23 protein-coding genes and 1 pseudogene are annotated in these 24,233 nt (G+C 60.1%); 17 read left to right on the top strand and 7 right to left on the bottom strand.

Translation table 11 applies throughout. The annotated features are described in order from the left end of the window. Window positions 1-48: 48 nt before the first annotated feature. Complete coding sequence (locus ACYG9Z_RS01255) at window positions 49-918, bottom strand: NmrA/HSCARG family protein (protein WP_023667473.1); 870 nt, start codon at window positions 916-918, stop codon at window positions 49-51. A gap of 103 nt (window positions 919-1,021) precedes the next feature. On the opposite strand from ACYG9Z_RS01255, the gene ACYG9Z_RS01250 reads away from it, so the two are divergent. The 4 genes from ACYG9Z_RS01250 (at window position 1,022) to ACYG9Z_RS01235 (ending at window position 4,076) form a co-directional block, all read left to right on the top strand. After that, window positions 1,022-1,912, top strand: a complete 891-nt coding sequence (locus ACYG9Z_RS01250) for a LysR family transcriptional regulator (RefSeq protein WP_023681487.1) — start codon at window positions 1,022-1,024, stop codon at window positions 1,910-1,912. 147 nt (window positions 1,913-2,059) lie between these two features. After that, a complete protein-coding gene (locus tag ACYG9Z_RS01245; RefSeq protein ID WP_023667471.1) occupies window positions 2,060-2,428 on the top strand; it encodes a GFA family protein in 369 nt (122 codons plus the stop codon). Between the two features lie 151 nt (window positions 2,429-2,579). Continuing rightward, on the top strand, window positions 2,580-3,230 hold the full coding sequence (locus ACYG9Z_RS01240; protein WP_023667470.1) for an OmpA family lipoprotein: 651 nt from the start codon (window positions 2,580-2,582) through the stop codon (window positions 3,228-3,230). Window positions 3,231-3,467: 237 nt separating this feature from the next. Continuing rightward, complete coding sequence (locus ACYG9Z_RS01235) at window positions 3,468-4,076, top strand: hypothetical protein (protein ID WP_023691231.1); 609 nt, start codon at window positions 3,468-3,470, stop codon at window positions 4,074-4,076. Between the two features lie 238 nt (window positions 4,077-4,314). Here ACYG9Z_RS01235 and ACYG9Z_RS01230 read toward each other — a convergent pair whose 3' ends face one another. Next, the gene (locus ACYG9Z_RS01230; RefSeq protein ID WP_023667468.1) at window positions 4,315-4,584 is read right to left on the bottom strand and encodes a DUF2798 domain-containing protein; all 270 of its coding nucleotides are present in this window, start codon (window positions 4,582-4,584) and stop codon (window positions 4,315-4,317) included. 47 nt (window positions 4,585-4,631) lie between these two features. After that, window positions 4,632-5,516 (bottom strand): NmrA/HSCARG family protein, encoded by an 885-nt coding sequence (locus ACYG9Z_RS01225; RefSeq protein ID WP_023751489.1) that lies wholly within the window; start codon window positions 5,514-5,516, stop codon window positions 4,632-4,634. A gap of 119 nt (window positions 5,517-5,635) precedes the next feature. Between ACYG9Z_RS01225 and ACYG9Z_RS01220 the strand changes: the two genes are divergently transcribed. Then, window positions 5,636-6,529: a LysR family transcriptional regulator gene (locus ACYG9Z_RS01220; protein WP_023691233.1), complete on the top strand. Its 894-nt coding sequence runs from the start codon at window positions 5,636-5,638 to the stop codon at window positions 6,527-6,529. Between the two features lie 166 nt (window positions 6,530-6,695). Here ACYG9Z_RS01220 and ACYG9Z_RS01215 read toward each other — a convergent pair whose 3' ends face one another. The 3 genes from ACYG9Z_RS01215 to ACYG9Z_RS01205 all read right to left on the bottom strand — a co-directional run bounded on the left by ACYG9Z_RS01215 (window position 6,696) and on the right by ACYG9Z_RS01205 (window position 12,688). Further along, window positions 6,696-8,309, bottom strand: coding sequence for a DEAD/DEAH box helicase (locus tag ACYG9Z_RS01215; protein WP_031196539.1), 1,614 nt, complete (start codon window positions 8,307-8,309; stop codon window positions 6,696-6,698). A 192-nt stretch (window positions 8,310-8,501) separates the two neighbouring features. Further along, a complete protein-coding gene (locus tag ACYG9Z_RS01210) occupies window positions 8,502-9,269 on the bottom strand; it encodes an NAD kinase (protein WP_023681482.1) in 768 nt (255 codons plus the stop codon). A 443-nt stretch (window positions 9,270-9,712) separates the two neighbouring features. After that, window positions 9,713-12,688, bottom strand: a complete 2,976-nt coding sequence (locus tag ACYG9Z_RS01205) for a caspase family protein (RefSeq protein ID WP_023751488.1) — start codon at window positions 12,686-12,688, stop codon at window positions 9,713-9,715. Window positions 12,689-12,973: 285 nt separating this feature from the next. Here ACYG9Z_RS01205 and ACYG9Z_RS01200 point away from each other — a divergent pair. The 11 genes and pseudogenes from ACYG9Z_RS01200 (at window position 12,974) to ACYG9Z_RS01150 (ending at window position 22,267) form a co-directional block, all read left to right on the top strand. After that, window positions 12,974-14,007, top strand: a pseudogene (locus ACYG9Z_RS01200) (extracellular solute-binding protein). Between the two features lie 101 nt (window positions 14,008-14,108). Further along, on the top strand, window positions 14,109-15,536 hold the full coding sequence (locus ACYG9Z_RS01195) for an amidase (RefSeq protein WP_023695353.1): 1,428 nt from the start codon (window positions 14,109-14,111) through the stop codon (window positions 15,534-15,536). 69 nt (window positions 15,537-15,605) lie between these two features. Then, on the top strand, window positions 15,606-16,295 hold the full coding sequence (locus ACYG9Z_RS01190) for a TetR/AcrR family transcriptional regulator (RefSeq protein ID WP_023688400.1): 690 nt from the start codon (window positions 15,606-15,608) through the stop codon (window positions 16,293-16,295). Window positions 16,296-16,437: 142 nt separating this feature from the next. Next, on the top strand, window positions 16,438-16,992 hold the full coding sequence (locus ACYG9Z_RS01185; RefSeq protein WP_023751487.1) for a DUF2569 family protein: 555 nt from the start codon (window positions 16,438-16,440) through the stop codon (window positions 16,990-16,992). 331 nt (window positions 16,993-17,323) lie between these two features. After that, window positions 17,324-18,667 (top strand): tyrosine-type recombinase/integrase, encoded by a 1,344-nt coding sequence (locus ACYG9Z_RS01180; RefSeq protein WP_023751486.1) that lies wholly within the window; start codon window positions 17,324-17,326, stop codon window positions 18,665-18,667. Window positions 18,668-18,966: 299 nt separating this feature from the next. Next, window positions 18,967-19,206: a helix-turn-helix transcriptional regulator gene (locus ACYG9Z_RS01175; RefSeq protein ID WP_023751485.1), complete on the top strand. Its 240-nt coding sequence runs from the start codon at window positions 18,967-18,969 to the stop codon at window positions 19,204-19,206. Window positions 19,207-19,400: 194 nt separating this feature from the next. After that, window positions 19,401-20,306 (top strand): helix-turn-helix domain-containing protein, encoded by a 906-nt coding sequence (locus ACYG9Z_RS01170; protein WP_023751483.1) that lies wholly within the window; start codon window positions 19,401-19,403, stop codon window positions 20,304-20,306. Next, entirely contained in the window at window positions 20,303-20,479 is a 177-nt protein-coding gene (locus tag ACYG9Z_RS01165; protein ID WP_023751482.1) for a hypothetical protein, read from the top strand. Before ACYG9Z_RS01170 ends, ACYG9Z_RS01165 begins: the two co-directional genes overlap by 4 nt. After that, window positions 20,476-20,850, top strand: coding sequence for a DUF6074 family protein (locus ACYG9Z_RS01160; RefSeq protein WP_460222869.1), 375 nt, complete (start codon window positions 20,476-20,478; stop codon window positions 20,848-20,850). The genes ACYG9Z_RS01165 and ACYG9Z_RS01160 overlap by 4 nt, the downstream gene beginning before the upstream one ends. A gap of 30 nt (window positions 20,851-20,880) precedes the next feature. After that, entirely contained in the window at window positions 20,881-21,660 is a 780-nt protein-coding gene (locus tag ACYG9Z_RS01155; protein WP_245259865.1) for an HGGxSTG domain-containing protein, read from the top strand. Between the two features lies 1 nt (window position 21,661). Then, entirely contained in the window at window positions 21,662-22,267 is a 606-nt protein-coding gene (locus ACYG9Z_RS01150) for a hypothetical protein (protein WP_023751481.1), read from the top strand. A 187-nt stretch (window positions 22,268-22,454) separates the two neighbouring features. Here ACYG9Z_RS01150 and ACYG9Z_RS01145 read toward each other — a convergent pair whose 3' ends face one another. Further along, the gene (locus ACYG9Z_RS01145) at window positions 22,455-22,631 is read right to left on the bottom strand and encodes a hypothetical protein (RefSeq protein WP_156931502.1); all 177 of its coding nucleotides are present in this window, start codon (window positions 22,629-22,631) and stop codon (window positions 22,455-22,457) included. Window positions 22,632-22,684: 53 nt separating this feature from the next. Here ACYG9Z_RS01145 and ACYG9Z_RS01140 point away from each other — a divergent pair, with 53 nt between their 5' ends. Next, window positions 22,685-24,217 (top strand): anti-phage dCTP deaminase, encoded by a 1,533-nt coding sequence (locus ACYG9Z_RS01140; protein ID WP_032903617.1) that lies wholly within the window; start codon window positions 22,685-22,687, stop codon window positions 24,215-24,217. Window positions 24,218-24,233 lie beyond the last annotated feature (16 nt).

Below are 24,233 nucleotides of genomic sequence, written 5' to 3'. Positions count from 1 at the left end.
TTGGCAGTTCTCATCGGAAGGCCGGCCTTGGTGCTGAAGGCGCTTGCGTCAGACGGAAGCAGCGAGTGCTGAGGCGAAGTCGCGATACGGCCGCAGTGGGCGACCCAGAAGTGCCGTCAGGCGCTCGACGTCGCCGGTCTCGGGCAGCATCCCGTCGGTAAAGAAACGCTCGCCCATCAGGCGCATGTCGTAGGCCATCCAGGCGGGCAGGAACTGCTTGAGATTTTGCTCAAAACCCTCCGTATTGTCGCCGCTGTAGCTGATCGGGCGGGCGAGTACGTCTGACCAGATTGCGGCAATGTCCGTCCCGGTCAGTGTCTGCGGACCGACGAGGTTGATCCTCTCGAACGCAAGCGGCTCCTTGGACCGTTCGCGACGCAGCAGCTCAAGAGCGGCGATCTCGGCGATATCGCGGGCATCGATCATGGCGAGACCCTTGGGGCCGATCGGCATTGGGTAGGTGCCGTAGCCGGTGATGACGTCTTCGACCGTCAGATCGTTCTGGATGAAGTAGGCCGGGCGCAAGATCGTAGCTTTGAAGTCCATCTGTTCGATCATTCGCTCCACGCCGAACTTGCCCGCGAAATGCGGCACGTTCACATAGACGTCAGCGTGGATCACCGAGAGATAGACGATCCGCTCGATGCCGGCCGATCGGGCGACATTCAAGGCGATCAAAGCCTGGGTGAATTCGTCCGGCACCACGGCGTTCAAGAGGAACAGCGTGGAAACGCCAGACATGGCTTTGCGCAGCGAATCGACATCGAGAAAGTCGCCTTGCACGACGGATACGCCTGCCGGAAAACTGGTTTTCGACGGATCGCGCACGAGAGCACGCACATCGGCGCCGCGCTTGGCGAGCTGTTCGACGACTTGGCGGCCGATATTGCCGGTGGCGCCGGTAACGAGAATGGTCATGGAATTTCTCCTGTTGGGTTGCTTGACAGCCCCAATATGTGTGGCTCACAAAGAGCCCAGTAGACGGCAATTTTAGACACGTCGTCTCACTGGTGGGACAGTCATGGATCTTTTAGCCCTTGCCGATTTTAACCTCGTGGCTCGCCATGGCGGCTTCGGCAAAGCGGCAAGGTCCACCGGCCGGCCCAAGGCAACATTGTCCCGGCGCGTTGGCGAATTGGAAAGCAGTCTCGATCTGCGTCTGTTCGAACGGGGTGCGCGTAACCTGAAGCTGACCGAAGAAGGACGGGCGCTCTTCGAGCGGACGGGGGCGTTGCTTGCCGAGCTGGACGAGACGGCATCGGCGATTGCCTCGGGCGGCCAGAGACCCAAGGGCAGATTGCGGATCAGCGCGCCTTTGCATTTTTCGCAGACTGCAATGGGGAGGATCGCCGCGGGATTTGCCCTGAGGTATCCTGAGGTGAGGCTTGAAGTGACCACCGAAGACCGGCATGTCGACATGATCGAGGAAGGCTACGATCTGGTAATCCGGGTCAATCCGGATCCCGATGAAAGCCTGGTCGGACGGGCGTTTCTCCGCGACCGCCTGGTCGTTGTGGCGAGCCCGGACCTTCCTCGCCCGGCCGATGGGCTCGCCGCTCCTGGCGTTGCGCGCGGGACAGGCGAGCGGCAAACATGGCAGGTGAAGACACCAGGTGGCCGGGCAACACTTAGAATCGAGCCGGTCCTCGCCTTGTCGACGCTCATCATGGTCCGGGATGCGGTGCGAGCCGGCATCGGCGCAGGACGGCTTCCCATTTCGTTGGTGGCCCACGACCTGGCTGACGGCACACTGGTGAATTGGGGGGATATTGACGGCCCCGAAATTTCTCTATGGACGCTCTACCCCTCCCGGCGGCTGCTCAGCGCGCGCGTGTCGGCGTTCCTGGATTTTCTGAAACAGGCTTTCCCAAACGGGACGCCGGACGAACTGGCCGCCTATATCGGCAGGTGACGACGATTGGGAGGTGACGACGGGCCTGCTTCAGCCAGAGCGCCGCTCGGCTCGATCGACCGGAGCCTGCTGACAGACAGTTGTCAGGAGCCTTCCTTTATGGTGCCTTGCCGCATGGGTGGCGGGCAACGGAGAGGAAAGCTTTTCATGACCATCAAGGCCAGCTGTCATTGCAAGGCGACGACGTTCGAGGTTTCGCAGGCGCCCGAGACGGTAACACAATGCACCTGCTCGTTCTGCTCCAAGCGCGGTTCGCTGTGGGCTTACTACGTTCCGTCGCAATTCAAGCTCACCAGCTCGCCGGAAAACGTTTCCTTCTATCAATGGGGATCGAAGACCGTCAAACACGGGTTTTGCGCCATTTGCGGCTGCGGCACCTTCACCGAAACGCCGGACTGGTCGACCGGAAAACCGGACTTCGACAATCCCAAGATCTCAGTCAATTCGCGGCTGTTCGACGATTTCGACCTCGACAAGGTCGAGGTGGTCGTCATTGACGGCAAGAACCTCTGGTAGGCCAGCACCAGCCACCGAAGCGGAAGTGTGGCGCGAGCGGGGAGAAGCCGCTTTCGCCGCTCGGTTTTTCGCCGCATTTCATGTTACAAGACCGGAGAAGGGCTTATATGCGCGAGCCGCAAAGGCCGCGCTTTGGAGAGGGACGATCCTTATGAAAAAGACTGTGCTCGTCGCCGTTGCGACGGCTGTGCTGGTGAGTGCCTGCACCACGACCGATCCGTACACCGGGGAGCAGAAGGTTTCGAACACCGCAGCCGGCGCCGGCCTTGGCGCCCTGGCGGGCGCGGGCCTCGGCCTGCTTGCCGGCGGCAATGACCGCCGCAACGCGCTGATCGGCGCCGGTATCGGCGCGCTGGCCGGCGGCGCCATCGGCGCGACCATGGACCAGAACGAGGCTGAACTGCGCCGCCAGCTCGAAGGCACCGGCGTCAGCGTCACCCGCACCGGCGACCAGATCATCCTCAACATGCCGTCCGACATTACTTTCAACGTCGACCAGGATGCGGTGAAGCCCGGCTTCTACCAGGTGCTGAACTCGGTTGCGCTGGTGCTGAAGAAGTTCAAGCAGACCACGGTCGACGTGTTCGGCCATACCGATTCGACCGGTGGCGACGAACACAATTTCGATCTGTCGCAGCGCCGCGCATTGGCGGTCGCCAACTATCTCTCAGGCCAAGGTGTCGATTCGCGCCGCTTCGCCGTCACCGGATTCGGCAAGACCCGTCCGATCGCGTCCAACGGAACGGCGGCCGGCCGTGCGCAGAACCGGCGCGTCGAGATCCAGCTTTCGCCGCTGACCTGAATTGTTCGGCATCGAAATGCGAAGGCGGCCCCCGCAAGGGGCCGCTTTCTTTTTGGGCTCCTGTGGTCCGCCAAAAGGTCTAACGCATTAGAGATTTCTAATAATCCCTTTCCGGAGGCCTTGGAAGGGATTAGCATTGGTGCGGTTCCAGAGGGGATGGGGCGATACAAACGGCCATGCAGTCACTTAGTCGGCCCCGGTCCTGCACGGCCAGATAAGGAAATCTGGGAGGAATGCATGACAAGAACAGCTCGTCTTGGGCGTTGCGGCGTCCTCATTTTGACAGGTCTGGTCTCTGCTTGGTGCGCGGCGGCCACGGCTCGAGCCGAGGACGCCAACAAAGCCGACATCGAAGCGTTGAAGAAATCGCTCGCCAAATATGAAGACTACACGGTCGCCGTCCGCGACCTTTATCTGTCGACTGTCGGGTGCGTCTATTACAGCGGGGACAGGATCGAGGGCGCAATGGACTATCCGAAGGGCGCTATGGGCATCCATTTCGTCAACGTCCCGAGTGTCGGTCAGAAACTCGATCCGATGCGCCCCAATGTGCTGATCTACGAGCCGACCAAGAAAGGCTTGAAATTGGTTGGCGTGGAATGGCTGGTGCCCCTGACGCCAGACACCAAGGAACCTCCAAAACTATTTGGCCAGACCTTCATGGGACCGATGGAAGGGCACTATCCGCTCATTCCGAGGGAGTTCGTCCACTACGACCTTCATGCCTGGCTGTTCAGAGACAATCCGAACGGCATGTTCAGTCCGACCAACCCGAACGTGAAATGCAGCAAGGCAGAGTTTCCGATGCTGGAAAACCCGACCAAGATGATGCCCGGCCCGATGTGACGGACGGGCCAGGATAGGAGCGTGCCAAGAGTGCAAGCTGGCCGGCTGCATTTGAGAGCGCTCGGGAGTCAGGCTCGGACGACGATCGGCATGAGGGCCGGCGCGCATGAAGGCTGCCCGCATGAAGACAGGTATCTGGTCGCGGAAGTCGACAATGGCGCTGCGAGCCGTCAGTCGAAGGTAAAAGCGGCCCGCAAGGGCCGTTCTTGTTTGGCATGTCGGACTCCGTAATCAAGGCCTACGAGGTCGGCTGATCGACAATTGCCGCAACGATACGGCGCACGATCGGCAAGACCAGCAGCAGACTTGGAAAGCCCACTAGCCATGATGCTCCCCATGCATACGGCCAGGTCGCCACGAAACCGGTTGTCCAGCCCGCATTGATCAGCGTCGCTACCGCGGAAACAATGCACGACATCAGGATGGAAAGTACGAATGGCATTACCAGCGCATTGTAGGAGGCCGGTAGCTTCCTCGATTTCAAAACCTTGTGGGATGACGGTCGCATCACCTATCTCCTTCTCGAAAAGTGGAAGTATGCGCGGCTGGGCGCAGTCAGGCGGCCTGCGCCGTTTGCTGGGCAAGGTTTCGAATAAAGCCGCGCAACGAACGCGGTTCGCGGCCCAGGGCGGCGCGCAATGTCAGACTGTTTCCGCCAAGGCCATAGTGGGCATAGTGGGCGTATATTTTGGCCAGCACCTGCATTTGGCGGTCATTGTAGGGAAGGCGTGCCTCGGCCGCCCACTCGCCAAATGTCGGCTCACCAGAAGAGATGGGTCTGCCAAGTTCCTCACTCATCATCGCAACGATGTCTTCCCGGCTGTGCATGCCGTCAGCGCACAGATCGAGGGTCGCGTAGGACAATCGCGCTTCGGTTAGGGCGATCGCCGCCACCTCAGCGACATCGCGGTAGTCGACGCGGGCCAGCTTCGCCGTCTTTGGAAACGGTTCCGAGAAAACACCATGTTCAACGACGGACGGCCAGGCCGCTGCGAGGTTCTGCATGAAATTGGCAGGGTGCAGAATCGTATATTCCATCGTCGTCGAGTAGAGAGCAGCCTCGACAGGCACCTTGCTGGCATGGTTCTTCAGTCGCGTATTGGTAGGCTGGATCACCGACGAGAAGACGAACTTTCGAACTCCTGCTCGCGTGGCGGCCTCAACCATGGCAACGCCCATGGCTGCTTCATCGGGAGCAAAAGCCGGCCCAATGTGAAAGACGCCGTCGACGCCCGCGACCGCCCTTTCGAGGCTCTGACGATTTCGCAAATCTCCTGTCGCAACCTCGGATGCCCCCACCTTCCGGGCCTTTTCGGCATTCGCAGGGTCGCGAACGAGCGCTCGAACATTGGCATTGCGGCGGACAAGTTCAGGCACGACAAGTCCCGCAACTCGGCCTGTGGCACCAACAACCAGAACAGTTGGATTGGCTACTTGCATGACGATTTCCTTCCATCAAGCCTGTCCTCGCGGGACAACTTGCAGAGAGGTACGACGTCGCAATTGTCGTTACAATTACCCGTTTTTGCGATATATTATGTCGAATGTCGGGAGAATGCATGAGCCGGATGGACGATTTCGAGGCTTTCATCGCGATCGTCGAGCATGGAAGTCTGACGACTGCCGCACATCGGCTGAACCGCTCGCTGCAGTCGGTCAGCCGGTCCCTGGCGGCACTGGAGCAATCAGTCGGCGTCGAGCTGATCCACAGGACAACGCGTCGCTCGACACCAAGTGAAGTCGGAGCAGCCTTTTTCAACCGGATCAAACCCGCGGTCGACGAAATAAACGACGCAAGACTTCAGGCGATCAATCAACGATCGGAGCCGGCAGGCGTCCTGCGCATCGGGGCGCCGGTTCTGTTTGGCCCGAACGTCCTGATGCCTGTCATCGCGGAATACATGCGGACATTTCCCCGGGTCGAGGTCGATCTTCAACTTTCCGATGGATTTGCCGATCTTGGCGCCGAAGGTCTCGACCTGGCAATACGCATCGGCGATTTGCCGGATTCCAACTTGAAAGCCAAACGCCTGGGAGCGTTGCGGCGCGTTGTGTTCGGCGCGCCTTCCTATTTCGCGCGGTGCGACCGGCCGGCCCATCCCTTCCAGCTGAGTGAGCACAGTTGCATCATCAGAACCGCTAACGAGCGTCCAGGTGAATGGACGTTTCAGATCGACGGGAAACCCCGGACCGTGAAGGTCGCAGGCGCTTTTCGCTCCAATCTGATGACCTCGGTCTATGCCGCCGCAATCCACGGACTGGGTTTGGGCTTCTCGCCTCTGTGGCAGATAAGACATTTGGTCGACGACGGTCTCGTCGAACTGGTTTTGACGGAATTCGAGCCGGCACCGGTGCCGATCCATGCCTTGTGGCAGGAAGGCCGGTCATCTTCGGCCAAGGTTCGGGCATTTCTGGATTTATTGGCATCCCGCCTGGAACTCAAAAGCCTGTAGCATCGACGGGTATTTGAAGCGCTCCAGGCCGGAAGAGATCGGGCAGATCGAGCCTGTCTTGCGATTACCGCGCATGGCGCTGATTGATCCTGAGCGGGCTCCAGATCTCGCATCCCAATCGCGTCCAGGAAAGCCGCGCGTCCTCGGGACGCCGCGGCTCATGGAATCAGACCTTGGCGACGATCTTCATGAAGGCCGGCATGTCGTCGCCGAAGCCGACGGTGCCGTCATTGTCTTCACCGCGGTTGTTGCCGCGGGCAGGGCGGCTGTTGCTGGCGCGCTGCGGCCTTGTGTCGCCGCGTTCCGGGGCGCGGTTCTCGTTGTTGCGATCGGAGACCTTGCGGTCGCTGTTTTCGGAGCGGATCGCTTCCTTGCGCTGATGCCGTTCGCCGATGTCGGCGACCGCGGCCTCGGCTACCACCGGCTGTTCCTCGCGCGCGGCATCTGCCGCTGGCGCGTCGTCGCTGCGCTTGGCATGGCGTTCGCGCGGCTTGCGCTCGCCACCCTCCTTGCGATCATGGGCCTTGCGGTCCTCGTCCTTGCGGCCGGCGCGGCGCGGAGCGCCACGGCCACGGCGGGGCGCTTCGTCCTCGCCGCCTTCGCTGGCGACCACGGTCGACAGGTCGCCGTCATGCCACTCGATCTTGTTGCCGATCAGCCGCTCGATGGCGTCGATGTATTTGGTGTCGGACTTGGTGGCGATGGTGAAGGATTTGCCCGAGCGTCCGGCGCGGCCGGTGCGGCCGATGCGGTGGACATAGTCTTCGGCGTGGATCGGCACGTCGTAGTTGAAGACGTGGCTGACGTCGGGAATGTCGAGGCCGCGCGCGGCGACGTCGGACGCCACGAGATAGCGCAATTTGCCATCGCGGAAATTGGCCAGCATCTGCATGCGGGCGCGCTGGTCCATGTCGCCATGCAGGGCGCCGGCGTCGAAATCATACTTCAGCAGCGAGCGGAACAGCTCCGCGACCTCGACCTTGCGGTTGCAGAAAATGATAGCGTTCTTCAGCTCGGCGTCTTCGGCCTTTATCAGATTGCGAAGCGTCTCGCGCTTGTCCCACGGCTTGGAGCCGGACTTGACCAGGCGCTGGATGATGTTGGTGGCAGCGGATGCCGCCTTGGAAACCTCGACGCGCACCGGCGCATGCAGGAACTTCTCGGTGAGCTTGGTGATCTCCGGCGGCATGGTCGCTGAGAAGAACAGCGTCTGCCTGGTGAACGGGATCATCTCGCAGATGCGCTCGATGTCGGGGATGAAGCCCATGTCCAGCATGCGGTCGGCCTCGTCGATGACGAGGATCTCGACGCCGTTGAGCAACAGCTTGCCGCGCTCGCGGTGATCGAGCAGACGGCCGGGCGTGGCGATCAGCACGTCGGCGCCGCGCTCCAGCTTCTTGTCCTGCTCGTCGAAGGAGACGCCGCCGATCAGCAGCGCGATGTTGAGCTTGTGGTTCTTGCCGTATCTGATGAAATTCTCTTCGACCTGCGCGGCGAGCTCGCGCGTCGGCTCGAGGATCAGCGTGCGCGGCATGCGGGCACGGGCCCTGCCTTTTTCGAGGCGGGTCAGCATCGGCAGCACGAAGGAAGCCGTCTTGCCGGTGCCGGTCTGTGCTATGCCCAGAATATCCTTGCCGAGCAAGGCATGCGGGATGGCGCCAGCCTGGATCGGCGTCGGCACGGTGTAGCCCGCATCGGTGACTGCGGAAAGGACCTTGGGCGACAGGCCGAGGTCTGAAAAGGTCAACGCTTCTAGAGCGGTCGTGGTGTCTGAGGACAAGAGTTGCTGTCTTTGGCTGGTTCGGGGAAGCGCAACGGCATCCGTCGCGGCAAGCACAGCGTGCCTGCAAGATTGGTATTGCGATTAGGCGCAAGCCCGCGATTTGTCAACAGAAACGGGCGGGATTGGCACGATTGTGAAAACGTAAGCTTAATCGCGATGCTTAATTAGGTAGTCACTCTTTGCGCCGGCTCAATAGCGAAACTGCTCGGCGAGAATGCGTTCGTTCCACGAATGGTTGGGATCAAACAGCAGCGTTGCCGTCGCAGTCGGCGATTCGCGGACCGTTACGGAAGCCACCGCCTTGACCTCGGTGTGGTCGGCGGCGGTGTTCACCGGGCGCTTTTCCGACTCCAGAATATCGAAGCGTACGGTCGCCTTGTTTGACAACAAGGCACCCCGCCAACGGCGCGGCCGGAACGGGCTGACCGGGGTCAGCGCGAGCAACGGCGCATCCAGCGGCAGGATCGGCCCGTGCGCCGAAAGATTGTACGCGGTGGAGCCGGCCGGCGTCGCGATCATCACGCCGTCGCAGTTCAGTTCCTCGATGCGGACCTGCTCGTCGACGGTGATGCGGATCTTTGCCGTCTGGTAGGACTGACGCCACAGCGCCACCTCGTTGATGGCGAGTGCCGAAACCGTCTCGCCCTCATGCGTCAACGCCAGCATTTCCAGCGGGCGGATCGTTTCGGCGACGGCGGCCGCGATGCGCTCGGTGAGGCCCCCGACGCGGTACTCGTTCATCAGGAAGCCGATGGTGCCACGGTTCATGCCGTAGACCTTCTTTCCCGTGCTCATCGTGTCGCGCAAGGTCTGCAGCAGGAAGCCGTCGCCACCCAGTGCCACCACCACCTGGGCGTCGTCGAAGGATGCCTGGCCATAGCGGGCCGACAGGCTCTCCATCGCCGCCTTGGCATCGGCAGTGTCGGAGGAGACGAAGGCGAGATTGGCTTTGCTCATGACATTCCGATGGCGGTCGGCCGATGGCGGTCGGCGGCGGTTGCGTGGGGTAGCATGGGCAAGCGCATCTGCAAAGGGAGGCATCGTCCGGGCCAGTTGCGGCCGCGGCGAAACGAAATCGGCGGCTCGCGCTTCATGTCGCCGGAACGGCGAATGTGATGGTTAAGTGCGAGCTTAAGCACTCGTAAAGCCTGATCGATCATGTTAGCCGACAGAGGATGGGTGGCTGGGGGCTAGCCAGTCGAGACCTGTCTATTGCCGGTGACACGCCTGATTATCGTCTTCCTTGTGATGGGAAGTTTCGCCCTTCTCTTTGCGGAGCTTGTGCGGCAGTCCGAAGACATGAGCTCCAGGCCGATGGCCTCACGCTGCGGCGGCGCCGGCGTGCCATGCCCGCAAAACGCATTGTAGGCGAAGCCAATCCGCCAACGACGATCCGTCGCCTACTGCCCGACAATCCTCAGATTGGCGTTGCCGTAGAATGTGTAGGCGAGATAGGTCGGATCGCCGGTCCGGTAGAATTCTCTGCGGACATCCTGCAGGATCTCGGCCAGATAGACCGGCCCGTCCTTGATCCGCGTGCTGATGCCGCCATAGAAATCGGTCGAGAAGGCCGCTGCCGCGCGGTCGGTCATTGGCCACATGCCGCCGATGAAGCCGGAAGCGCCGCCCGCCAGCACCGCCGGACCCCAGCCCTGCACGAAGCCGCCGAGCATCTGCGAACGGCCGGTGTCGCAGGCGTTGAAAAAGTAGAACGGATTGCCCTTGCCATGCGCGGCCGCGACCAGCGCGGCCCATGTATCGGGGTCGAGCGACTGGTCGACGAGATCGATGGCAAAGACCGGCCGGCCACTGCTCGGCTGGTTGACCTCGCCATGACCGGAGAAATGAATGAAACCGGTCGAGACTTCACCGACCAGTTTCTCGAAAGAGGTGAAATCGCCATCGAAGCGGCGGTAGCCGTAAAGCTTGCTCAGCGCCGCGATCTCGTCCTGCTGAAAGCGCAGCGAGCGCTTGTCGAGATAGGAGGGCGCGACGGCCGCGACGCCGGTGAAGGTCATGCGGTCGAGCGGGTTGTCGACCTGTGAGGCACTGCTGCGCGGAGCCCAGCGCGCCAGCCGGTAGCCCATGCCGAGAAAACCGTCGGCGACGGCGCCGTCGGCGCTGCGCGGGCGGATCAATTCCCAGGGCAGCGTCGGGCTGTTCGAGGTGATCTGGATCGAATGGAGTTCGCCTTTGCCGCGCAGCGACCAGAACACGTCCTTGAACGGTTTCGGCACATAGTCGCGGTAGAGCGCATCGCCAAAACCTTCGGCGGCGAGCGTGACAAAGCGCTTTTGCGCCCCCGTATCGCTGCTTGCGGCAGGCTGCTGCAGCGAAACGGCGCCGCGCAGGCTCAATCCGAGCTGCAGCAGGCGGCGGTATTCGGAGTCCAGCCATGCCGCCATCTCAGGTGGCGTCGAGAACGTATCGGTCACCGGACCGGCCAGATGCGGCGAATGGATGATGATCTGCCCCGAACCCAGCCCGCTCGGATCGTCATAGAGGATGGTCACGTCGAGATCGGGGACGTCATCGCCGGCTGCGCCGCCGAGCGTCACATTGCCAGTTACCGCCGGCTGCGGCGCCGCTGCGGCCAGCATCAGCATGGCAGGTGCTGCGGAGCGTTCGGCTGTGGCGCTCAGAGCGGCTGCCTCGACAGGCGCGGTGCGGCGAATGATAACCGACCGCGATGCCGATCCCAGGAACCTCCCGGCGCTGTAGATGCGCGCGATGAACTGGGCCGGCTTGCTGTCCTTGGCGATCGGCCGCGCCTTGACGTCGAAGCGGACGAAGTCGCTGTCGCCCTGGCGGTAGAGCGTCGTCCGTCGGCTCCATTTGCCGCCGTCAGTGAGATCGAAGCCGGAGGCGAACAGATCGATATCGATCGGCCATTGCTCGGTTCCCGCCGGCATCGCCATGGCCAGGGCGCCATCTTCCGTCACCGACGAGCCCGGCGCTGCCTTCACCTTCACTTCGGGCGTGAATTGCTCTTCGGTAAGGGCGATCGAAACGGTCACCGTCTCGCCGGCGACAATCTCATCCGGCGCATCGATGATTGGATGGCGCACCACCTCGACAGCGCCCGTCTCGGGTTGTGGAAGGGCGCCGCCGGAAGGAGGGCTTTGCGCCTGGTCGATGGACGGCGGCGCTGGTTTCGGTGGCGCCTGCGCCTCCGGCGGACTTTCGGCGCCGGTCGCGGGTGGCGGGGCCGATGTCATGCCGTCCTCAGGGGGGATCCCTGCCTTATCGGGGGGCGGTTCGGCGCCGGTGGCTCCGCCATCCTGCGGATAGGTCCCGCCGAGATTGTTCTGGGCAGCGGCCGCAGCTGCGTCTTCAAGACGTTGCTTTTCCTCTTCGTATCGTTGCCGAGCCTGCTCTTCCTGCAATTGGCGCTGCTGTTCCTGGCGTTTGTATTCCTCGTAGAGCGCCGCCTCCTTGGCGCTGTCGCCCATCGCGGCATCGGGACTGCCGGAGCCCGGTGCAACGTCCATGGGGTAGGGCTCCTGACCGCTGCCATCGGCGTAGTCGCTGCCATCAGGCTCCCAACCGCCACTCCCGGAGATGTAGCCGCCGCTCGCCATCGCCGGCGGTGCCGGTTCCGGCACAAGCGGCAGCGCCGGTGCCGCGCCGGCCACTTGGTCCGGCGTCAGCACAAAGGCAGCGTCTGCCGAGCGGCCATATGACATCCATGGCCACTGGGCGCCTGACGTTTTGTCGATAGTGGTTTGCCTGACCGAGGCGAGGATGATGGCTATGTCCGCGCCGCGCTTGACCAGCGCAGCGGTGAGCGCATCGGCAAATACGGTGACGGGGCGGGCTTCGTCCAGTGCAACGGTTCCGGGTTTGGCCGACAGAGCGACGATGGCGTGGGTGAGGGGATTGACCGCCGCCAGACCCTGCATCACGCCGGAAGTAGGGTTGTGGCCATCGCCGGGATTGTCGAGCAGAACCACCTTCAATGTCGGGGTTGCCTCGAGCGCCTGCATGAACAGATCGAGGGGCAATGCCGTCTGGTCGACCGTTTCCTTTGAATCGATCCGGGTGCCGCGCGTCAGTAAATAGTTCCTGCCGTTGGCCTGCGCGGTGTGGCCGACATAGTAGAAGATGCCGACGGAGTCCGGATTGGCCAGGGATTGGGCGAAATCATGCATGGCGCGCGCGACATCGGCGCGGTCGCCATCCGACACCTGCCGGACGGTGAAGCCAAGCGATCGTAGTGTCGCTGCAACGAGTTCGGCACTGAGGTCGGCGTTGGCGATTGCCGGTGAGCCCTCAGAGGCCGGATTGGCGACAACCAGCGCTATCCGCTCTTCGCCGCGCGCAGCGGAGAAGAGCGCCATGGTCATCAGCAGCACGACCGCCAGAAAAAGGCGCATGACCGTGATCCAAGCCCTGCAGGCTGCGGCGCTCACGCCACGGCTTGCCCCAATTCATCAATGGCCCAACCTTGACCATATCATGTCGGCTTCGCCGGCGCACTGCCGGTGCCGATGATGCAGTTGTGTCGCTAAAAGATATTGACTGTATGTTTAGTAATTAATACCGTTGCCCGAGATACCGAGTTGGTCAGCCGGCATTCGCCGGTGAATGATCACCAGGACGAAGGGAACTTAGGGACTCGAGGCGCAATCCCGCCGGTCCCAACAATGGGAGACACAAGCATGCAGTTGAAATCGACCGCCACGGCGCTCGGCCTGTCGCTGCTGGCGATGACCGGCATTGCCCGCGCCGAGGGCGAACTCCAAATCTACATTGGGGCAACTACACCAGCCCGGACCTGATCAAGAAGTTCGAGGAAACCTACAAGGTCAAGGTTACCGTCACCGACTACGACTCCAACGATACGGCTCTGGCCAAGGTCCGCCAGGGCGCTTCCGGCTATGACATCGTCGTTCCATCGGCTAGCGTGATGCCGATCTGGATCAGCGAAGGCCTGCTCTTGGAAACCGATCCCAACACGATGGAGAACTTTAGAAACGTCGATCCGAGATGGGTCGACGTGCCGTTCGACCCCGGCCGCAAATATTCGGTGCCGTGGCAATGGGGCACGACCGGCATCTCGGTCAACAAATCGGTCTATGCGGGCGATCCGAACACCTCGGCGATTTTCCTCGATCCGCCGCCGGAACTCGTGGGTAAGATCAATGTCGTGCCCGAAATGGGAGACATCATGTTCCTCGCCATCGCCTATGAGGGTGGCAAGTACTGCACCGACGACAAGGTGCTTTTGAAGAAGGTGCATGACAAGCTCATCGAGGCGAAAGCGAAATGGCTGTCGCTCGATTACGCTGCCGTCGACGGTCTCGGCAGGGGCGACATTGCCGCCGGCGTCAACTGGAACGGCATATCGCTGCGCGAGCGGCTGGAGAACGACAAGATCGTCTACGGCTATCCCAAGGAGGGCTTTCCAATCTGGATGGACAATGTCGCGGTGCTCAAGGATGCCAAGAACGTCGAGAACGCCAAGCTCTTCCAGAATTTCATCATGGACCCGAAGAATGCAGCGATGATCTCGGCCTTCGCGCACTACGCCAACGGCATCAAGGGCTCCGAGCCCTTCCTGCCGGCCGATATGAAGGGGGCGCCCGAAGTGGATGTTCCGGCCGAATTTGCCGACAAGGGCCAATTCATGCCGGCCTGTCCCGCAGACGTCCAGGCGCTCTACACCAGGATCTGGACCGATCTGCAGAAATAGCGGCCCCGCCAGCCGAAGCTGACCACCAAACATCGGGCCGCGGATCGCGGCCCTGCCATCGCCAATGCCAGATGCCGTAAAGCAGCCGCGGGAGATTTTCGATGTCCGATCTCGACCTTTGCTACATGCCGGCCAGCGAGGCGTTGCGGCTGTTCAAGGCGAAGAAACTGTCGCCTGTGGAACTGATGCAGGCCACCATCCGCCGCGCCGAGGCGACCAAGGCGACGATCAATTGCCTTACCTTCACGCATTTCGACGAGGCGATGGCTCTCGCCGGAAAAGCCGAGGCGAAATACACCAAGGGCGCCAGAACCGGCGCGCTCGAGGGCCTGCCGATCGGCATCAAGGATGAGAGTTACATCAAGGGCAAGCCGACATCGCATGGCTCGCTGCTGTCGAAGGACGCCATTGGCGGCCATACCTCGACCATGAACGAGCGTGTCATGAAGGCCGGCGGCATCGTCCACGCCCGCACCGCGACGCCCGAATTCAGCTGCGCCGGTTATACCTGGTCGAAGCGCTGGGGCGTCACGCGCAACCCCTGGAACCCGGATTTCACGCCGGGCGGTTCGTCGGGCGGTTCGGCGGCAACGCTGGCCTCCGGCACGTCGTCGATCGCAACCGGCTCGGACATAGCGGGCTCAATCCGCATCCCTGCCTCGGCCTGCGGCCTGGTCGGCTTCAAGCCGCCTTACGGCCGCAATCCCGATGAGCCGCCGTTCAATCTCGATTTTTACTGCCACACCGGGCCCTTGGCCCGAAACGTCGGGGATGCGATCCTGCTGCAGAACGTCATGGCCGGGCCGAGCCCGCTCGACATCGCCACGCTGCGCCCGAAACTGCGCCTGCCGCTCGACTACAAGCCGATCAAGGGTTGGAAGATCGCATTCTCCATGGATCTCGGGTCCTTCGAGGTGGATGCGGACGTGCGCAAGAACACGCTCGCTGCCTGCGATGTGTTCCGCTCGCTCGGCGCCACCGTCGAGGAGGTGGACCTCGGCTGGGGCGACGAGGTGCTCAAGGCCGGCATGGCCTATCTCGAACATCTCTTCGGCGCCTCGCTGTCGCCGCTGCTCGCCAAGAACGGCAAGGACATGACCAGCTATGCCAGGCAGTTCGCGCAGGACGGGCAGAAGTCGAAGGCGACGGATTTTGTCGCGACGCTCGATGTGGCGGCCAGGATGTACCTGACGCTGGGGCCTTTGCTGGAAAAATACGACGTGCTGATCTGCCCGACCAATGCGCTTCCCGCAGTGCCGGCGGAATTCGATCAGACCAAAGGCAAGGTCGAGATCAATGGACGAGAGGTGAACCCGTCGCTGGGCTGGGTGATGACGACGCCGTTCAACATGCTGAGCCGCTGCCCGGTTCTGTCGATCCCGTCGGGCCGCGCCGCCAACGGCGTGCCGACAGGCATCCAGATTGTCGGCCGCACCTATAGCGACGCTGACGTGTTCCGGGCGGGTATGGCCTATGAGACGGCTCGTGGTCAGTGGTACACGAATGCCGGGACACGCCCGGCGCTGTGAGTCCGCAGGGCGCCGGCATGCCAAGGCAGCGGCGGGATGTTTCGGCCGCCGGGGAAAGGCCTGACGACAATGGCGCAACGCATAGCCACTCCGGATGCGGGAAAAAGCAAGGCGGCCAAGGGTGCGGCGAACGACGCCGCGCCCAAGGACCGCCGGCGCGAGCGCGGCGAAGCGAGCGTCCAGCGCATCATCGACGCCACCATCGAGCTCATCGCGGAGGAGGGGCTGGCCAGCGTCACCATGCAGCGCATTGCCGAGCATGTCGGCTCGTCCAACGCACTGGTGGTCTTTCATTTTCGCAGCAAGGAGAACCTGTTCCGGGCCGTCCTGCAATATCTCAGCGACCAATATGACGCGCTGTGGCTGACGCTGGTGCGGGCGCCCGGCCTGTCGCCGGTCGAGCGGGTGTTGGGCGCGGTCGATTGCGCGCAGCGCTTTGCCCGGCAGCATCCGAAATGGGTCTCGGTCTTCGTCGTGTTTTCCAGCGACCGCAAGAGCATGCAGATCTACAATGAAATCGGCCTGCCGAGCGATCTCGCCTACACGGCCGAAGCGCGCGAGCTGCTGATCGAGATTTCACGCAGCGGCGGTTACACCGGCGTCGACATAGACACGCTGTCGGAGAGCCTGAACTATCTGGTGCATGGCGCCTGGTATTGGGACCATCTCAACCCGTCCAGCCGCGACACCGACGTGCTGCGCAAGACCATGCTGCTCCTGCTGCACCAGGCCTTTCCGCGGCATTTTGACTTGGGGTGAGATGCGGCCATTGCGAGCGACGAAAGCGTCCTCTGCAAACCTAAACCCGAAAATCTCTACGATGCCTTGATCTCTGTAAAAACGCTTGCACAATCCAGAGGTGCGAGCTAAACAACCCAGGGATGCATTCGAGGGTGGGTAAATGTGGCATTGGGCGATACTTCTGTTGCTGATTGGCGTGCCGGTTTTCTTCGCCGTCCGGTCGTCGCGCAAATCCTCACAGAGCCCAGATGACCTCGTGGGGTTCGGCGGCTGGCTGATCCTGCTGGCGATCAGCCTGTCCCTTTCGCCGTTGCGCACACTTGTCGATATGGCCAGTCTGGTCAAAACCTACCAACAGCTTGTTACAGTGCCCAACGGGGCCTTGGCCATCTATGGCGAGGCAGCCCTCAATCTGGCATTTCTGGTGCTTCAGCTGGTCGTGCTTGTTTCGATGCTGCGGCGAAGCCACCGCTTTCCGCAGCTGTTCATATGTCTGTGGTTCGCGATCCCTCTCTTATTCGTACTGGACACAGTTTGGATATCGACTGTTCTGGGTGTCCCGGTAAACCGTTTGCTTGCCGGAGGAGCTCTGGTTACACCTTTGGCATCCTTCATAGTCACAGGGATCTGGGCCGCCTATGTATACAGATCGGTCAGGGTGAGAAACACGTTCGGTGGCAGTACGGCAGCCACTCAGGCTGCGACGTTTTCTTAGAAGGTCGCAGGATCAACGGTTGCGAGTTAGCCTGATGCCGCTGCTGCCAGCTGCCCCGAATTGAACTATCGGTCGAGCTTCGAAGGATGGCCCGCCATCCGAAGCTCGAAGAGCGAAGGATGGTGCCCCCGGACGGAATCGAACCGCCGACCTTCGGTTTATAAAACCTGAAACTCAGGGTAACGGCGCCTAACAAGACCGAACATCCAATCCTGTTCAAAGCCTTGCGCTGCCTTGCTTCGCAGCATTTGTTTTCATATGTTATCAACATCGGGTAACGGAGCATAACACGCGCATTGTGTTACCCCAATGTTACCCCGTGGGATCGGACATGGCAAAGGCACTTACGGCGGCGTCTCTTCTCAAGCTGAAGGCTGACCCCTCCAAGCGACGGGAAATTGCAGACGGGATTTTGACTGGTCTTTATTTCGTGATCCAGCCCACCGGCCGGAAATCCTGGGCAGTTCGCTACCGGGCCTCCGGCATCCCGAAAAAGGTAACACTTGGCAATTCTCTCTTCGGTGACGACGCCAACGCTGCCGGCGAAGAGTTGACCCGCATCCGCCGGGAAGCAGCGCACATACTAGATCGCGTTCGCCGGGGCGAAGATCCCGGTGCTGAAAAGCAGGCCGCGAAGCGAGAGGTGAAGGACGAGGACCGGGACAAGTTCCAGACCGTCGTCGAACGCTACCTCAAAGAGTATGCATCCAAGCGCCGGGGTGAGACCGAGAAGGCGCGGCTCCTAGGTATGCGCCTACAGGATGGCGAGTGGATCACCAATCCTGAGCGCGCTGTCGGCCTGTGGGGCGACAAGCGCATTCAGGACGTCACCCGCGGCGACATCAGAGAGCATCTGGAGAAGCTCGCCGCCACGGCGCCGATCGGCGCCAACCGCACATTTGCGGAACTGCGCAAGTTCTTCAACTGGACAGTTGGCAAGGACATCCTGACAGCATCGCCAATGACGGACCTACAGGCGCCGTCCGAGGAGAACAACAGCCGCAACCGCATCCTGACGCGGCGCAAGGAAGTCCCCGGCTCCAGTGACAATGAACTGCGCTGGTTGTGGCAGGCCTGCAAAGCCTATGACGGCGCAGCGGGCCGGGGGCCGTTCGGGCTGTTCCTGCAACTGTTGGTCATGACCGGACAGCGCCGCTCCGAGGTTGCAGAGATGACATGGGGCGAGATCGACATGGAGGTTGCCGAATGGACCATCCCGGCAGCGCGGTCGAAGAATGGCGAGCCGCATGTGGTGCCCCTGTCAAAGCAGGCTCTGGCGATCTTGCGCGCCGTGCCACGCATCAAGAGCAAGGCGGGTTATGTTTTCACCACCGGCGGCGAAAGCCCCATCAGCGGCTTCTCCCGGATGAAACTGCGCGTCGACAAGCTCATGGCCAAGAGTGCCGGCGAGAAAAAGATTGCCGATTGGACACTGCATGACATCCGCCGCACCGTCGCCGCTGGCATGCAGCGCCTAGGCGTGCGGATGGAAGTGACGGAGAAGGTACTCAACCACAAGTCCGGTTCGTTTCGGGGCATAGCCGCGATCTACCAGGTTGATGACTACGCCGACGAGAAGCGGGCCGCGCTCGACGTGTGGGGGCGGTTCGTCATCGAGCTTGTAGAAGGCAAGGCGGCGCAAAATGTGGTGCCATTCCCGCAGGCGCTCGCCTAGTTTGTCCACAGAAGATCTTCGTAACTTTTCCCGGAAGTTCGTGTCGTTTCGTGAACTTGGCGTCGTTTGGTGTCGTTTGGTGCAAGTTCGCTGTGGAAACCGGGTATTGAAGAACAATTAAGGAACGCGGTGCTTGCACGCCGAAGCACACATTAGTAACGTGTGTAGCAACGAGCTGATTGATTTGGTTCGGAAATTGAAACAGCCGGGCTTCGCCCTAGGAAAGCTGCCCGGCTGTTTTTTTATCAGAAATCACACCCGAAAGGTGTGTCTCCCCTTTGCGCAAGGATTCCTCACGCATGGTTTTTATGCCCCAGACTGCAGCAGCAAGCAACACACAAAATAATCCGAAGTCCGAGTTCCTTCCCGCCGGCCAAGTCTGGCGGCGCTACGGCGTCTCGTCGATGTCGCTCTGGCGCTGGGTGAAGGACGAGACGCTGGGCTTCCCGAAGCCGTTCTATATCGGGCGCTATCGCTATTGGCGCCTTGCCGACATCGAAGCCTGGGAGTCTGCACAATCCTTTAAGGCGGTGGCATGATGACCGGCCTTTACAGCGACGACCACGCCGCCTGTGACAGCGCCAGTGTCGAGCACGGCATTCGCTTCTTGTCGGAAACTCCGCGCCATATTAGGGGTGCTGCTATACCAACACTGCGCCATCACGGCCTTAGCACAAAAGAGGCCTCTGAGGCACTTCGCCAGCACAATCTGGCGATGTGGAGGGCCGGCTGAATGGAGATCAGGAAGAAATCTCCAATCGAGGAATTGAAGCGGGCATTCGATGCGATTTCCGCCGCCGAGTGCCCGGCCATTCCAACGGAAATTGCGCCCAGGATGACCATCGAAGATTTTCGAGGAGCGCTGCCGACGCCGCGGAACCCCGATAAGCCGACCGCCGCCGAGATCAACGCATTTACGAGTGCCAAGCTGGACATGATCGATTGGATCCTGCGGGACCATCGTAAGGAGATGACCCCTTCAGCCAAGAACACGGCCACCTATTTGTTGCAATGCGTCAACGCCGCGACGCTCCAGTGCAACCCCTCATATCAAACGATTGCCGACGCCTTGGGCTTCAAGGATGCGAAGACAGCAGAGCGCGCTGTCAAAGCTCTCAAGCATTGCGAATGGATCGACATCAAGCGCTACAACAGAAACAAGTCAAATCGCTATGTCTTCCTGTCCAATGCCCAGGTCACGAAGGGAATCGATGACTACCAGGACCACCTGCGCGATCAGAGGAAGGCCGAACGAGAACAAGGTGAAAGGGCATCGCTCGAACAGACAAATATGTCGGGTCGAGCTGTTGTCGAGCCGACATTTGTGTCCCCTCCCGAACAGACAAATATGTCGGGTAAACACCTTAAGAGAACACCTGAAGTAGTTATTAGCTTTGAAGGGGAAGAACCCTATAGCAAGGCTATTTCTGAAAACGGGTATGCGGCTGCAAAATCCGACGATCTGCACATCCCGTTCCCCTCGCCATCCAGCGAAGACGAATTGGCCGCGATGATGTCGAGTCTGTTCGCCGACGTCGGGCTCGGTCCGCTCACATTGCAACGAATGAGGACGCTGCTCGCAACCGGGCGGCTGACCCTGGCCATTGTTCGAGGTCAACGGAGGCAAGACGCGGCATGAAAAAGCGCAAGCACGATACGGCCCAACTCGACCTCTTCGCATGGGCAGCAAAGCGGCCGACCGCGAAGATCATCAGTGCCATTCCCGGTCTCGCGAAACGCATGTGGCGCGAACGGCATATGCAGCAGCCGAACAATACGCCTCACATCGTTCCGATGCTGAGGCGAGCATGACTGAAAACCATGTGACACTCGGACGGCGATTTGACTACGCCGCCGTGCCAACCGACCAAGCGGCAGTTGCTAGTACGCCCTCCGGCAGAAACAGTGGCTTACGTGGCAATCGCCTCCAATTGAGGCTGAACATGCCTGACAAGGTGATCTGTTCCCACATGCGCCGGCGCGTTGGACAAATTCGAAAGGCCGCGAAAGCCCTGGCTAACCTGAAAGGGAAGGGCGCTGACCACTATCGGCGCCAGACAGCGGCAGCCCTTGTCGGGCAGCCCACCAAGGGGGGCCCGAATCTGAATTCCGGTCGCACATCGGTGCCACTGCAAGGCGAGTGCAGCGGGCGACTGGTCCAGAACGATGGCGACGCGGCATGACCTGTATCTCCGACCGAACAGTGTGGGCACATGACCGCCATTAAGCAGTGCAGAGACAACGCGGTTACCCTTCAGGTCGACCCCGACGCACCGCCGGGTCGTCTGCATAGCCTTGGTGGATCTAAATCCGATGTCTGGAACAACCTGATCGCCAACCAGGCCATCCAAGCTCTCTGGCTAAAGAATTCAAGCGCTGAAGAACGGGACAAGCAATTAACTGCTACGGTTGCGGCCCTGATGGGTATCGCCCCAAGAGACGAACTGGAAGGAATGCTAACTGCTCAAGCGATCGCAGCCCACAACGCCGCGATGGAATGCTATAGGCGTGCCATGATTGGCGACCAGACTTTTGAAAGCCGTAAGGAAAACCTCAGCCAAGCAAACAAGCTGTCGCGTACCTATGCGACGCTACTGGAAGCACTGAACCGACATCGGGGCAAAGGTCAGCAGAGGGTGACGGTCGAGCACGTGCACGTCCATGCTGGCGGCCAGGCGGTCGTTGGGACGGTGAACGCCGCATCGAAGGAGGGGGAGGGGCCGCCAACCAAATCGAGGATCAACCCCATGCAAAGCTTTCAGATGCATTCCAGCCCCCGATGCGGTGCCAGGACGAGGTCGGCGAACCTATGCAAATCACCGGCAATGCCGAACGGTAGGTGCAGATTGCACGGCGGCAAGTCTCCTGGTGCGCCGAAAGGCAACAGCAATGCTTTCAAACATGGGAGGTACTCGGCAGAGGCAATGGCCGAACGCCGGCACTTTCGCGAGCTACTCGCGGAAATCCAAGAAGTCATCGAATTGGTGGGCTGACATGTCAAAACCTCTGCAGCGGGCTACGCTGGAAGCCGGCCTCAAGCTCGACATAAACCGCTTGATCCGGAATGACTTCCTCAGGCCGGGTTCATATTGGAGCAGCTCAGTCACTTGGACAGATAGCTATTACGACGAGCCGCGGGCGACGGCCACGATCTCGGCCGACATGAGCAGTCCCGAGGGCGGCTGGTTCGAAGTCCGCATCAACAATGACACCCAGCGCATCCCTCTATGGACGATGTCCCGACACTTCGGGGGGCGGCAGTGGTATTTTGCATGTCCCCGTCTGCATGTGCCCGTGTCAGTGCTCTGGATGCCGCCAGGCGCGGTCAGGTTCGCCTCAAAGAGACATTGGGGTCGACAGGCCGCATATCAGTCTCAATTCCTCGACCAGACAGGCAGGGCTCATCGTGGGCAAGCCAAGATCAGAAGGCGGCTCTGTTCCATCGGCTCGTTCGATCCTGACGAGTGGGATTTCCCACCGAAGCCGAAATGGATGCGACAGCGAACCTATGAGGAAGCTGAGGTAAAGTTCGATCACTACGAAGATATTTTGGACATTGGCACATGCCTGCTGATGGCCCGGCTGACCGGCCTGATCTAGCAGGCAAGCCGTTGATCTGCTCCCCAGATTACCGAGAGCAATCAATGATGCAACCGAGGTTAGGCAACATATTTCGATTTGGTCGCGTGCAAGCACAGGCCCTTCAGGCTGAGCCTCACCGATCCATCTTAACGATAAGCCCGCTTGATAGCGGGCCTATCGTCAATAAATCGCATATAAGTGATTCTTATTTGTGCGTTGGGGCCGACATCACATTTCGAGAAGGTGTCTCTCTGTCGCGCTCAATCGAATTCAAGCGATTTTCCCGCCATTTTTCCAAACGCTTATCGTGTTCTTGAAGCATTTTCCGATTGGCTTGTTCGATTGCATCCTGGGACTTCCTTTCAGGGTTCATTCCAGCCATTGTCGCCTCCTTGCTTCGGGCTTGATGATAACACACATCTGGGGGGATGGTTCGTGGGTGCGACAATTAGGCGAATTAAATTTCCTGAAATTTTCGTTGGTTTCGTTGCGCCAATGGGCGCGGAAATTGCCCAATCTTTGTTGGATTTTCGAAGTCATTTCGAACAGCGCGGCTATCACGTCGTGGAGGTGAAAGTTACGGATGTATTTTCCGTTTTCCAAAAATACGTGGAACCCAAAAAGCCGCTCAAAAAAACACCCCTTTATGAGCGGTATGAAACCCACATCGCTTACGGAGACCAGCTACGGGAGCGGTTCGCCGACAACGCCTTTCTTGCTTCAGCAACTGTTATGCGCGTCATCAAGAGACGCCTTCGAATTCCGTCGCGGCAAGGGGTCGATGAATTCAGCAAGGTCGTCTACCTTCTCCACCAATTTAAACGGAAAGAAGAGATCGACCTTTTGAGATCCGTCTACGGCGATCTCTTCTATCAAGTTTCAATCTATTCTCGGAGAGGAGCTAGGGTCGATTATTTGTCCCGCCGTTTTGCAAGCGACGACAACACTTCTGGACCTCACCGGTTCCGCGACAAGGCAGAGGCCCTAACTCAGGCAGATGAGCATGAACTTGGCCATGCGCATGGCCAGAGGGTTTCTAAGATCTTTCATGACGCGGATTTCATCATCAACACAGACGCCGAGCAATCGGTGCAGAAGCAAATTAACCGCTTCTGCGAACTCCTCTTCGGGTCGAATGCCATTTCCCCAACGCGAATTGAATACGGGATGTTTTTGGCGAAGGCTGCTGCGCTCAGGACCCTAGATCTATCTCGCCAGGTCGGGGCAGCTGTTTTTTCCCCAACTGGCGAGATCTTGGCCTTGGGTTCGAATGAGGTACCTAAGGCCACTGGCGGCACATATTGGCACGATGAAGATTATGATGATCGAGAGTATGTCAGGGAGCACGATTCGAATGACCAGCGGAAGAAAGAAATACTGTCAGAACTGGTTAAGCTCATAGATCCGAGTCGTAGCGTCAATGAGGTTCTTGAAAACGCGAAAGTTCTAGATTCTCAATTCATGGATGCGCTTGAGTACGGTCGCATCGTTCACGCAGAGATGTCCGCCATCACCGACGCTGCTCGCTTGGGCCATTCTGTAAGGGATGGGACTTTATATTGCACAACATTTCCATGCCACATGTGCGCAAAACACATTGTATCAGCCGGCATCGGCAAGGTGGTATTCTTGGAACCATACCCAAAAAGTTTAGCCTCAGACCTGCATTCGGATTCACTCCAGGTCGAGAGTAGCGATCGTGGCCGGTACCAATCCTATCCCGCCGTTCAGTTTCACCATTTTCACGGGGTGTCCCCCCGACGATACAGAGAGCTTTTCGAGCGTACCAAACGTAAGAAGGAAGATGGTAAATTCGAACAATACAAGGATGGCGAGTCAGCTCCCGTCTGCGACATCAAGTTCCCTTTTTATCTGCAGTTGGAGAAGTACGTGGCGGATACGATGATCAGCGCCTTTAAATCAGTGACCGACAAGGCGGCTTTGATCGATGAAGCTTCTGAAACCTGAGCTAAGCGCAGCCCAA

Source organism: Mesorhizobium sp. RSR380A (genome assembly GCF_054719385.1).
Note: the sequence above shows the minus strand (reverse complement) of the source record. Positions and strands in the feature narration are given on the sequence as shown.